The following is a 12,594-nucleotide window of genomic DNA, read 5'->3' as shown; positions in this document are numbered from 1 at the left end:
GCTTATGTGCTTTATGTTTTAATGGATAAAATCTATGCTGAACAAACCGGTAGCACCGGGTAACTGGTTGATGGTGAACGTACGGACGTTGCGGCCCAATACCTGCTTTGTTTCAGGGTCTGTTACCGTTGCCGGGGCCGGCAGCCGCACCGTTTTCTTTCCCCCGCTGCCGCTGTGTACGGCCAGCCATCCGCGGCCTGCATATACCACGTCTCCGGGCGGCAGGTAACAATGTACGCCTGCCTTGTTGTACAAGGCGGCCAGCTCCGCCGCGTCCCATTTCACTTTGCCGGGGTAAGCCGCCGGCGCATTGCCACCGGGCAAATAGAACGTACTGCTGCGCCCGTCCGTATGCAATACGGCCATACCTCTGGCCAGCCATGCTTTTATAAGCCCGTTTTCGTGATTATTTACATCCATGATGCCCATGAGCCATACCAGCTTGTACGGAGAAGCGATGCTGTCCATATCATTGCGGAGATAAATGTCAAACGGTGCGCCTCCTTTGCCCAGGGCATAACGGTTGCCGGTAATTTCGCCGGTGAGAGCGCCAAATGAGGCATCCCTGTTCTGCAACGCCGCGTCGGCCACTACGGCTACCTGCGGCCGCATCTGCGGGGTTTCTGCCAACGGGTATTGCGCAAAATATGTTTGCCCCTGCCGCAGTACGGCCAGCAGCCGCTCATCGCTGAACCAGCCGCCCCACATGTCAAACCACCAGCCGCCGTACCCGTAAGCCAGCATGCGGGCCAGGTTCTTCTTCAGCAGCGAGGCAGACAGTTCGGGGCTTTCCGGGCCTATCCATACGCCTTTGGCGTACCAGTCCCCGGGCGGCTCCACGTCTGGCCTCCGCTCCCGCAGCAGCGTTGTTTTGAAGGTGCGGGTATCGTTTTCCGCCAGCCATAGCTTGCCGTGCAGCTGCAGTGATTTGATGGCGGCCATGGGCATCCAGTCTTCGCCCGCCACGCGTTTGTAATCATTGGGGCTGGAAAGATAGTCCAGCTCCTTGCATTGCAGCAGCTTTGGCAGCGCGCTGTGGCCGCGGCGCGGGTCGTTCACAAAAAGATGGTAGCCGTAAAACGCGCCGGTAAGCAAAGTGCCGTTGCTGGCCTCTTTTACGATACGGCAGAAATAGGCCACAAGGTCTGTAAGGCTCTCCCCGTGAAACTCCAGGGTGTTGATGAAACGGGCATCGGTGCTCCATTCGTTTTTCTTCTCGGCGCCGCTGATGTCTGCGGGCAATGCGTTGTCAAAATCCGCATCGCGGCCCCAGGCTTTTTTGAGCGCGTCCGCACTGTGATGGTAGCGCTGCCGCAGCCATTGCCGGAAGGCGGTTTTGCGCACATCGCTCCCGTCATGAAAAAAAGACTTGAAGTGATAGAACCATTCTTCTGTAGACCCGGCCGCTACATGTATGCCAACAAGGCTGTTGCCGTAGGGCGAGCGCAGCAGTTCCCGCACCAGCGTACGCAGTGCGTCTCCCGCATCCTGCCGCCATTCCGGGGAAGAAAAACTCAGCCGGAAGCTGCTGCCGTCCGGCTGCAGGGCCACCCCGCCGGGGTGTTGCTGTTCCCACCAACGGGGCGGGTCAAGATAAATGCGGATGATGATCCTGGCGGCGGGGTCTGCCTCGAGCAGTTCCGCCATTTCCTTTTCCAGCCCGCTGAGGTCAAACTTTCCCGGCCCCTGCCAGATGGCCTGCCTGAAGGGTTTGATGCCGGAGGAGGAATTGATGCCCTGGTCTCCGAGGTAAGCGGGCACGTTGTACAGGTGGATGCCTGCGCCCGCCGCCTCCCTGTAATAACGCGGTTTTCCGAAGTAAGACATGTACGCGAACGGTGGCGTCAGCCGGCCGTTTACATACAGCGCCGGTACGCCGGCATGCATTTTCACTTCGGCGCGGGCAGGCAGGGGCTGCAATATATCAGCAGCTTTGCCTGCGCCATTCACCCGTTGTACGGAAGTTTTTCCACCGGCTATAGATTGCGCAACAGCCGCGCCAGCACCCTTCAGCTGCCGTACGGAAGCTGCTCCTCCAGGTAAAGATTGCGCCCGCAGGGCGGCGAATGACCCGTGCAGGACCACCGCCGCCATTAATAATACCTGTTTCATCATGCTGTTCTTCATTAGTACCCGGTATTCTGATCTGCCTGTGTAATGTCAGGGTTGGTATCAATTTCCTGCTGGGGAATAGGCCAGTTCAGGTGAACGTCCTGCACGTCCCTGCCCTTGTTCGCCTTGATCACGGCCTTTACCTTGCCGGTGCGTTTCAGGTCAAGCCAGCGTTTCCCTTCCATGAACAGTTCATACGCCCGCTCCTGCAATACCGCATCGCGGAAACTCTCCTGCGTCCAGCCGGTGGCGGGGAAGTCTACCGCGGAAGGCGCGTTGTACGGGTACCCGTACCCCCTTCTGTGGATCATGTTCAACCGCTCCAGGGCTGTGGCGGAAGGAGCGCCTTCGGCCATGTTGGCCGCTTCGGCATAGATCAGCAATACGTCTGCATAACGGAGAAACGGATAGTCGTTGCCGTGCCCAACGGTAGTGGGGGCCGCCGGATCGCGCCATTTGCTGAACTGCACCGGCGTAGATACCGGCAGCTTTTCCACCTGGCCGGTTTTGCGGTTGGTGTATTCGGTAAATACGCCCCATTGTTTACGCGTATCCTGCGCATCCCAGGCGTTGAGGAACTTGTTATCCAGGGTGGAATAGATCACGTAATTGCCGAAAGGGGAAAAGCTGGTTTCGCTGTAAAGCAGGTTGTGGGGCCACTCCCAGCCGTCAAGATGGCTGAATTTGAGGTAAAACACTTCTTCCGGCGATCCGTTGACGGTAGCGCCGAACACATTGTCCCAATCTTCCGCCTTGCTGATATTCACCAGTGAAAAGCTGCCGGAGGTGATTACTTCCTCCGCCTTGTCCCTTGCCTGCTCGTACTTGCCGGTGGTGAGGTATACTTCCGCCAGCAACGCCTTGGCGGCGCCGGTACCCGGGCGGCCGTACTGCGCGCCTTTGGGCGGCAGGCTGGCCTCCGCAAACTGCAGATCGTCCGCAATAGCCGCATACACCTCTTCTACCGGTTTACGGGGAGAGCTGGCGGTGGTGGTGCTGAGGTACAGCGGTACCGCGCCCCAGTTCCGCACCAGGTGGTAATAGCTGAAAGCGCGCAAAAAGCGGGCCTCGGCTATGAGGGCGTTCTTGTCGCCATCACTCATGGAAGGCACGGCGGGGATGTTCTCAATAGCAATGTTGGCGTTGCGGATGGTGCGGTACAGCCCGTCCCAAAGGGTGGCCACGCGTGTAATATTCACCACGTCCAGCCCATGGTACTCACCAATGATGGAAGTGGAACCTCTGCCCTCCGCATAGTCTGCCATAATTTCCGTTTGCAGGAAATAAGGGCCCCTGAAAACGCCGGACCGCAACGGGTTGTACACAGCATTAACTGCAGAGCGCGCGTCTTCCGCATTTTTATAAAAGTTCTCTTCGGCCAGCCTGTCTTCCGGCACTTCGTCCAGGAACTTGCTGCAGGCGGTAAAAAGGAAACAAAAGCTCAGTATAAAAAGAATGTTTGGTTTCATCATGATCGTACAATTTGAAGCAATGAACTATAACCTGATTTTCAAGCCCAGCATCAGGGAGCGCGCATCCGGGTAGCCAAATTGGTCTATGCCCTTGGAAATACCGGCGCCGCGGGTGTTGATCTCCGGTGTGAAAAACGTGTAACGGGTGAAGGTGAAAGGGTTCTGCACCGCCAGGTACACCTGGGAGCCGGAACGGATGAACCGGTTGTCTGCGGCCAGCGTGTAAGACAGCTGGATGTTCTTTACCCGTACATAAGACCCGTCTTCAATATGCCGGTCAGAGCCGAGGTAGCGCGTGCTTTTGCTGATCTTCGGGTATTTGGCGTTGGGGTCTGGGTTTTCAGCCGTCCAGTAATTGCCCAGCACATCGCGCATCTGGTTGATGCCGAAGCTGAAACCGTCTGCCACGTTAGACAAATTATAGTTCAGTATGTCTACGTCCTGCACGCTGGTGACCAGTATGTTCAGGTCAAATTGTTTATAACGCATGCGGGAGTTGAGGCCGATGATATAACCGGGATTGGGGTCTCCGATAATGGTGCGGTCAAGGCTGTTGATAGTGCCGTTCTTGTCCAGGTCGTGGTAAACGATCTCGCCGTTGGCGTTCAGCCCGTTCTCCAGGTACCCATAGAACACGCCGATGGGGTAACCTTCGCGTACCAGGCTCATGGCGGGCAGGGTATTGCCGAGCGTTTCACCGAAAATGTCCGTGCCGCCGCTGAGGGTGATCACCTTGTTGCGGTTCATGGAAAAATTGAGGCCAAGGTCCCAGAAGAAAGGCCCGTCCCGGAATACGGCAGACTGGATGGAAATGTCCATCCCTTTGTTCTGCACGGTGCCCAGGTTGCGGATGGTATTGGAATACCCGCTGGAGGAATGTACCGGTACGGAGCTTAACAGGTCGTTGGTGCGTTTGGTATAAAGGTCTATGCTCAGTTGCACGCGGCTGCTGAAGAGGCCTACGTCAATACCGGCATCTATCTGCCGCGTGGTTTCCCACTTCAGCTCCGGGTTGGGCCTGGCCGTACCCGGCGCAAAACCGATGTAGAGGCTTTCATCCAGCACGGTTTGCACGCTAGACAGAATGGCGAGCGACTGGAAAGGCGATACGGCGGTGTTGCCCGTCAGCCCCCAGCTGCCGCGCAGCTTCAGATCGTTCACTACATCTTTAACACCCTGCCAGAACGGTTCTTCGCTCACCCGCCATGCCAGCGCGGCGGAAGGGAAATATCCCCAGCGGTTGGCCTTGCCGAAGCGGGAAGAACCATCCGCCCGCAAGCTGCCGGTAAGCAGGTATTTGCCTTTGTAACCATAGTTCACGCGGCCCAGCCCGGAAAGTATGGCGTACTCGCTGCTGCCGGAGCTGGGTATGCCGGGTGTGGAGCCTGATTGCAGGCTGTTATTTTCCAGCGTATTGGTCAAAAAACCGGTGGCGCTGGCGGCCAGGTTCTGGTTCTTGTTCTTTTCCGCCATCAAACCGCCCAGCACCGTCAGCTGGTGGTCTTTGTTAAAGGTTTTGGTATACGTGAGCGTATTTTCGTTCACAATGTTCATAGACTCCGCGTAGGTAATGGAAGCGCTGCCTTTGGCGGAAGGCTGGAAGATAGTGGGCGAATAAAAATCGGTACGGGCGTTGGCGTATTGCACCCCTACGGAAGTGCGGAACACCAGGCCCGGCAGCAGGGTACCTTCCAGGAAAAGATTGGAGAGCAGCTCGTTACGGGCCGTCACGTTCTTGCGCTCCCGCGCCATGGCAACGGGGTTTTCAGCAATGTCAGGACTGAAGGCATACGGCCGCACATTGCTGTAGCTGCCGTCTGCATTGAACACCGGCAAGGTAGGCGGCACTATGAGCGCTCCGCTCAGCACACCCGCGCCGCGTTCCGTATTATTGCTGAAGAGGAAGTTATTTCTTGTTCTGCTGAGAATATTGTTGAAAGATATTTTCCAGTTGTCGCTGATGTTATGCTCCAGGTTGGCCCGCAGTTGCGCGCGGTTGTAATAGGAGTTGATGATAACGCCATCCTGGTCAAAATAACTGGCAGACAGGTTGAAGCGTGTTTTCTCGCTCCCGCCGGAAACAGACAGGGCGTGGTTCTGGATGGGAGCCGTCTGGAAGATCTCATCCTGCCAGTCTGTTCCCTTGCCAAAGGCCGCAATCTGCGCATCGGTAAAAAACGGCGTTTCGTTGTCGTTTTTAGCGCGGGTATTGGCCAGGGTGGCAAATTCCTGCGCGTTCAGCATGTCTATTTTTTTGGTGACCTGCTGAAAACCATAATAACCGTCGTAATTCACCTGCGTGCGGCCCGCTTTCCCTTTTTTGGTGGTCACCAGCACTACGCCGTTTGCGCCTCTTGAGCCGTAAACGGCTGTGGCGGAAGCGTCTTTCAGCACTTCAATATTGAGGATATCGCTGGGGTTGAGATTGTCCAGCGAGCCTGTTACCGGGAAACCATCTATCACGTACATGGGCTCATTGCCGCCGATCAGCGAGTTACCGCCCCGCACGCGCACGCTCAGGGCGCTGCCAGGCTCGCCGGAGTTCTGCAGCACCTGTATGCCGGGCGCCAGGCCGGTCAGCGCCTGTATGGGGTTGCGGATGGCCTGTGAGGCCAGCTGCTCTCCTTTTACGGAAGAAATAGAGCCGGTGAGGTCGCTGCGTTTCTGCGTGCCGTACCCTACCACTACCACTTCATCCAGCTTTGACTGCTCTACCTGCAGGGTGATGTTGAGCGGCTTTCCCGCGGCAGCGCGGGCCTCAAACGGCTGAAAGCCTATCATGCGGAACACCAGCACGGCATCTGGCGTCAGCTCCACGCCGTAGAGGACGTAGCGGCCCTGCACGTCCGTTACCGTACCTTTGGTGGTGCCTTTGATGCTCACCGAAACACCGGGCACAGGCTCTCCGGCCGTATTGGTGACCAGCCCGCGGAGGGTGTCTGCCGCGGCCGCCGGCGCCGGTTTACGTTCCGGCGCGGCCTTCAGTTTGATCACAATCGTTTTGTTCATCAGCTCATACGTGAAAGGCTGACCTTCCAGGCATTGCTGCAACACCGTTTCCAGTGAGGCGTTCCTGACGCTCACCGTTACCGGCTTGCTCATTTTCATCTGCCTGGAATCAAACAAAAAAAGATAACCGCTCTGTGTACTGATCTTCTTCAGCACTGCTTCCAATGAAGCGTTCTTTTCTGTGAGCGTGTACTGCTGCGAAAACGCCGAAGCGCTTACCTGCAGGCAAATAACAGTCAGTAGAACAGTGGTCATTTTCATGGCACGGAACAGTTTTTGGTGAACAGTACAATGCTCCTTTACCTGATGGCATTGCGCAAGGAGCCATTTACAAATAGCCGTAACATTCATAGAAGATGTCAAGTTAAAGTTTTGGTTGAATAAGGCATAACTTTCCCGCACAGGCTATGCGGCCCGCGTGTACATCTCATGCCCGTTATAATTGATCTATTGAATTGCCCTTACTGTGCGGCCCTCTATGGTAAATCTTACCCGGCCTGCTACCTCCAGCATTTTTAATACTTCAGAAAGATTGGACGTTCTGCGCATCATGCCGCTGTACTCTTTGTCCGGCATGGAAGCATAATCTATCTGCACATCGTACCAACGCTCTATTTGGCGCATAATACTTTTCAGCGAGTGATTGTTGAACCGGAAGAGGCCGGTCTTCCAGGCAATGGCATCGTCTGTATCTACGCTGCGCACCGTCATTTCGCTGCCGGACAATTGTACCTGCCGGCCCGGCTTTATCACTTCGCTCCGGCTGCCTTTGCTCACTCTCACCGCGCCTTCCAGGAGGGTGGTTTCCATGTGCGGCTCGTTGGCATAGGCCATTACGTTGAAGTGCGTGCCCAATACTTCTATATGTGCTCCCGCAGATGCTACGCGGAACGGTTTCTGTTTGTTATGCGCCACTTCGAAGTAAGCCTCCCCTGTCAGCTGCACCACCCTTTCCTTCCCGTTGAACACAGCCGGGAACTGCAGTGATGATTGTGAGTTGAGCCATACTTTTGTACCGTCCGGCAACACGATCATGTATTGCCCGCCTCTTGGCGTGCGCAGCGTATTCATGGCCACAGCGGCCGTATTCTCCGTGTTTTCTTCTTCCTTATATACCAGCTGGCCCTGCTGCGACTTGATCACCGCGGTACCTCCCTGGGTGGCCAATACGCCCTGCCCCGCACTGTCCAGCACTATTTGCGAGCCGTTGGCCAGCGTGAGCACGGCCTTGTTGCCGCCGGGCGCCGCATCTTCCATGGCGGCGGGCTGTTGAATGGCCATCTGCCGCGGAGCTGTGGCGGACGGCCTCAGCAGGTACAATGCCGCCGCTCCCGCCACCAGCGCCAGCGAGGCCGCTATGGCCCAACGGCGCATGCGTACGGTCTTCCCGTGCTGCAGGCCTGCCGCTTGCCTCACCTTGTTCAGCAAACGCCGCCGATGCGCCTCCTCGCTGCTCCCCAATGCTTCCGGCACCAGCATAGGGCCGCTGTTGCCATCATTGAACCAGCCGGCAAACTCTTTTTCTTCTTCGGGCGTAATGGTCCCGTTCAGCCATTTGGCCGCCAGCTCTTCGTAGCGATGTTCCTGATTGGAGGGTTGCATTTTGCAGGGCCTTTACTAACAAGTGCCCTGAGCGGAGGGAATCCCTTAGCGGGTTGAAAAAAATTTACAGGAGTATGGACAGCAGGAACTGGTTGAGGCCATGGCGCAGGGTTTTGAGCGCCTTGCCCAGGTGGGCTTCTACTGTTTTTTCGGATATCTGCAGGGCTTCCGCTATCTGTTGCTGGGAATAACCTTTCTCGCGGCTCAGCCGGTATACCAGCTGGCATTTTTCCGGGAGGCCGCTTACCAGCGCCTCCAGGCGTTCCTGCAGCTCTTCAAAGGCCAGCCATTGTTGTGTGGAGTCATCTTCGAGGGCGGGCGCCTGCAGGCTGTTCAGGTACTGGCGGCTGTGGTGGCGCCTGGCCAGTACTTTTATAACGCGGTATTTGACGGAAACAACCAGGTACCTGTCCAGCGCAGTGGTTATCTGCAAGGCTTCGCGCCTTTTCCAGAGGGACACGAATATTTCCTGCACAATTTCTTCCGCCTCTTCCATATCCTGTATTTTGGCGGCCGCAACGGCAAACAGCTTCTTCCAATACCGGTTGTATATTTCGGTAAAAGCCGCGTCATTGCCTTTTGCCAGCAAATCCAGCAGCTCACTGTCCGTATATTGGTTGAGCATATGCATAACGTCAGAATATTGGAAGCTCCCTTAAAAATATAACAAATACCCTTTCTCAAGGTACAGTATTTTTTTTAGCCATCACGCCGTGCATTCATTCACCATATACAGGATAGACTCGTAATTCCTGTTCACAGCCTCCGCCATGGCCATTTCGCAGGTTTTGGTGGAGGAATAGTAACCGCTGTATTCGTTCGCCTTCACTTCAGCGGCCTCATGAAACGTAGCGGAAGCGGTCAGCTCGGGGAAAAGGAAACCCCGGTCTCCGGCCATGCCACAGCAGCCGGCCTGCACCGGTATGGTTACACGTTCCGCAAAACGCTCCGCTATTTTCCTGAACTTGTTTTCCGTGCCCATTTTTTTCAGGGAGCAAACGGGGTGCAGCACCACATTATCTTTTTTAACGGCGGGTTTGCAGGCGTCTATCACCATGTCATGCAAATAGTCCACGCTGTCTATGATACGCAGCTTGTCAAACCGGGCCTGGTTCTCCGCTGTCAGGTGCGGGCGGTGGCCATGCAGCGTGTACGCGCAGGAGCTTACGTCTATCACCACCGGGTAACGGCCTCGGGCGGAGTTTTCCCACAATTGTTCAATAATATGATTGGCCGTATGGCGGTACGCATCCCCAAAACCTTTGGAGTGAAAGATCTGCCCGCAGCAGCTGCCTTCCGCATTCCCTATCACCTTCACGCCAATGCCTGCCTTGGCAGACACTTCCAGGAAGGTTTCCATGATGTTCTTTTTGCCGGTGCGGGAAGTACCCAGCAACCTGGATATGCAAGCCGGAAAGTACACCACCGTACCATTGGCGCCTTCTGTGGGCGCGGTCTTCAGCGCTTTCAGCGAAGGCGGTGTTACGAACTGGTCTGACCACAGGGGTACGGCGGGTATTATTTTGCGCAGCAGCCTGGTGATGCCGGTAATGGTTTGATGCCCCAGCACGGCGCTGAAGCCCATTGCTACTGTCAGACCAATGCGCGCGGCCCGCTCGGCAGCCCTGAAATTTTTGGCTACCCACAGCGCTGTTTTATTGGCGGAGGATGAATGATTTTCCCGGCGGAGGCGCTTCACTAGGTCGCCGGTATTGATATCTACCGGACATGCCCCGGCGCAGAGGCCGTCTACAGCGCAGGTGTCCAGCACATCATACTGGTACTGGTCCAGCAGCACCTGGCGGTCTGATCCCGCATGCGCCATTTTCATGGCCTCCAGCGTGCGGCGCACCACTATGCGGCGCCGCGGCGTGGTGGTGAGGTTGCGGCTGGGGCATACCGGCTCGCAGTAACCGCATTCAATGCAGCGGTCTACTTCCGCTTCTACAGAGGGCAGCTGCTTCAGGTTTTTGATATGCACTTCCTTGTCCGCGTTGATGATCACCCCGGGGTTCAGCAGGGCCCACCGGTCTGCCGCCGCCTTGATGCGCTGCATGATGCGGTAAGCATCCCCGCCCCATTCCGTTTCCACAAAGGGCGCCATGTTGCGGCCGGTGCCGTGTTCGGCCTTGAGGGTGCCGTTGTATTTTTTCACTACCAGCTCCACTACGTCCCGCAGAAAACGGTCGTAGCGGTCTATCTCCGCGGCATCGTTAAAAGACTGGGTAACTACAAAATGTATGTTGCCATCGCGGGCGTGGCCGAAGATGATAGCGTTGTCATAATTGTATCGCTTGAAAAGGTCCTGCAGCTCCAGGATGGCGTCTCCCATGGTATGAAGCGGGAAGGCCACATCTTCAAGAATAACGGTGGTACCGCTGGCCCTCACCGCCCCCACGGCGGGGAACAGGCCCTTGCGTACTTTCCAGAGAAATTCCCTTTCATCAGGGTCTACGGTAAACACCGGCGCGTTGAGGAGGGAAAGGCGGCCCACTTCCGTCAGGAAACCGTTCACCCGCTGCTCCAGCTGTTCCACGGCAGGTTCCTGGAACTCTATCAGCAGGGCGGCGGCCGGCGGCGGCAGGGTTTTCACAAAGGGGTCCATGCCAGGCAGGTGCTCTACCGCGCGCAGGGAGGCCCTGTCCATCAGTTCCACCATCAGCGCGCCCGCATCCTTGAGCGGCTGAATGGCCTGGCAGGCCGCGTAAATATCCGGGAAGTACAGCAGCGCCGTGCTTTTGCAGGGCTCGTCAGGAATGGTTTCCATTACGGCTTCTGCAATGAAGGCCAGCGTGCCTTCCGCCCCTATCAGCAGGTGCGCAAAAATATCCAGCGGGTGCTCATAGTCAATGAGCGCGTTGAGGGAGTAGCCCACCGTGTTTTTTGTTTCGTATTTGCGGCGGATGGTCTGATGCAGGTCAGCGTTTTCCATCACCTCGCGGCGCAGGGCGTTCAGCTCTTCCGCCAGGGTGGAACAGGCCTGCAGAAAGCGGTCATAGTCCGCCGGCACTTCCGTGGAGAACACCTGCCCGTCTGCCAGCATAAACCGGATGTACCGCGTAGTATGGTACGAGTTGTACTGCACGCCGCAACACATGCCGCTGGCGTTGTTGGAGAGAATGCCGCCCATCATGGCGGCGCTGATGCTGGAAGGGTCCGGCCCTATTTTCCGTTTGTATTTTTTCAGGTAAGCATTCACCATGGCGCCGGTAATGCCCGGCTGCACGCGCACCAGGCGGCCCTCTTCCGCAATGTTCATGCGGTTCCAGTACTGGCTGAGATCTACCAGGATACCGTCTGTAATGGACTGCCCGGACAAGCTGGTACCGCCGGTGCGGAACACCATGGGTATTTTATGTGTATGTGAAAAGCTGAACAGTGCGGCTATTTCTTCTTCATTGACCGGTTGTACAATGGCCTGCGGCACAAGGTGGTAAAAACCCGCGTCTGCCGCGTACGCCACCCTGTCTATCAGCCTTGTTTTGATACGTGCTTCCGGTAGTATCTGTTTTAACCCTTCCCCTGGATTCATATGTTTTGCATTTTTTACCGGCAAGCAGTTCTCCATAACACCGCCGGCAATCACCAAAGATCATAAAAAATCACCTGGTTTTCCGCATCAAATTATCAGAAAGGAGAAGGGCTGACGGAAGTCCAGCCCCCGTCTATCACCAGGCATTGCCCGGTGATGTGGCGGGCCTTGCCGGAAACGAGGAACAGCACGGCGGCGGCAATATCTGCGGTGTTGGCGGGGCGGCCCATGGGCGTAATGTCTGACCATACCTTTTCATAAGCGGGGTCATTCATCGTTCTTTCCGTAAGCGTAGCGCCGGGCGCTACCGTGTTGACCGTGATGCCGTACCCTGACAGTTCTATTACCAGGTTTTTGGCCAGCATTTCGAGCGCGGCCTTTGTCATACCATACGCGGCCAGGTCTTTATGCGCCTGGTGGCCGGTTACGGAAGACATGAACAGCAGCGAGCCGCCGCCGCCCTGGCTGATCATCTGTTTAGCCGCTTCCTGCGCCAGAAAGAAGGTGCCGCCCAGGTTTACCTGCAACACCTGCTGCAGGGACTCCTGGGGGTAAGTGAGGAAGTTGCCGAAGAGGGTGATGCCCGCATTGGCCACCGCAATGTCCAGCCGGCCAAAGCTGTTTACAGCGGTAGCCACCATGCTGCGTATCACCGGCAGTTCCGCCGTATTGCCCGGTACCGGCACACAGGCGCCGTTGGCGTTGGTGATCCGCTGCGCGGCTTTCTCCGCCAGTTGGGCGTCAATATCGTTCAGTATAACGGCCGCGCCCTCCGCGGCCAGCTGCCGCGCTATGTCAAATCCTATCCCTTGCCCGGCCCCGGTTACAATAGCTACTTTTCCTTTGAAAGACTGTTTATCCATTTTA

The 12,594-nt window shown here is 56.5% G+C and carries 7 protein-coding genes; all 7 read right to left on the bottom strand.

Translation table 11 applies throughout. From position 1 onward, the window contains the following. Nucleotides 1-18 precede the first annotated feature (18 nt). Nucleotides 19-2,127, bottom strand: coding sequence for a beta-galactosidase (locus D3A97_RS14265; RefSeq protein WP_119079153.1), 2,109 nt, complete (start codon nucleotides 2,125-2,127; stop codon nucleotides 19-21). Beyond that, nucleotides 2,127-3,584, bottom strand: coding sequence for a RagB/SusD family nutrient uptake outer membrane protein (locus D3A97_RS14260; protein WP_198673997.1), 1,458 nt, complete (start codon nucleotides 3,582-3,584; stop codon nucleotides 2,127-2,129). Before D3A97_RS14260 ends, D3A97_RS14265 begins: the two co-directional genes overlap by 1 nt. A 24-nt stretch (nucleotides 3,585-3,608) precedes the next feature. After that, nucleotides 3,609-6,854, bottom strand: a complete 3,246-nt coding sequence (locus D3A97_RS14255) for a TonB-dependent receptor (RefSeq protein ID WP_198673996.1) — start codon at nucleotides 6,852-6,854, stop codon at nucleotides 3,609-3,611. A 186-nt stretch (nucleotides 6,855-7,040) separates the two neighbouring features. Beyond that, complete coding sequence (locus tag D3A97_RS14250) at nucleotides 7,041-8,195, bottom strand: FecR family protein (protein ID WP_119079151.1); 1,155 nt, start codon at nucleotides 8,193-8,195, stop codon at nucleotides 7,041-7,043. A gap of 64 nt (nucleotides 8,196-8,259) precedes the next feature. Continuing rightward, the gene (locus tag D3A97_RS14245; RefSeq protein ID WP_119079150.1) at nucleotides 8,260-8,826 is read right to left on the bottom strand and encodes an RNA polymerase sigma-70 factor; all 567 of its coding nucleotides are present in this window, start codon (nucleotides 8,824-8,826) and stop codon (nucleotides 8,260-8,262) included. A 75-nt stretch (nucleotides 8,827-8,901) separates the two neighbouring features. Then, nucleotides 8,902-11,727, bottom strand: coding sequence for an FAD-binding and (Fe-S)-binding domain-containing protein (locus D3A97_RS14240; RefSeq protein WP_119079573.1), 2,826 nt, complete (start codon nucleotides 11,725-11,727; stop codon nucleotides 8,902-8,904). A 95-nt stretch (nucleotides 11,728-11,822) separates the two neighbouring features. Further along, on the bottom strand, nucleotides 11,823-12,590 hold the full coding sequence (locus tag D3A97_RS14235) for an SDR family NAD(P)-dependent oxidoreductase (RefSeq protein ID WP_119079149.1): 768 nt from the start codon (nucleotides 12,588-12,590) through the stop codon (nucleotides 11,823-11,825). Between the last annotated feature and the right edge of the window lie 4 nt (nucleotides 12,591-12,594).

The sequence above is a fragment of the Chitinophaga alhagiae genome, assembly GCF_003568665.1.
Lineage (GTDB): Bacteria > Bacteroidota > Bacteroidia > Chitinophagales > Chitinophagaceae > Chitinophaga > Chitinophaga alhagiae.
This window is presented reverse-complemented; position numbering and strand designations above follow the sequence as displayed.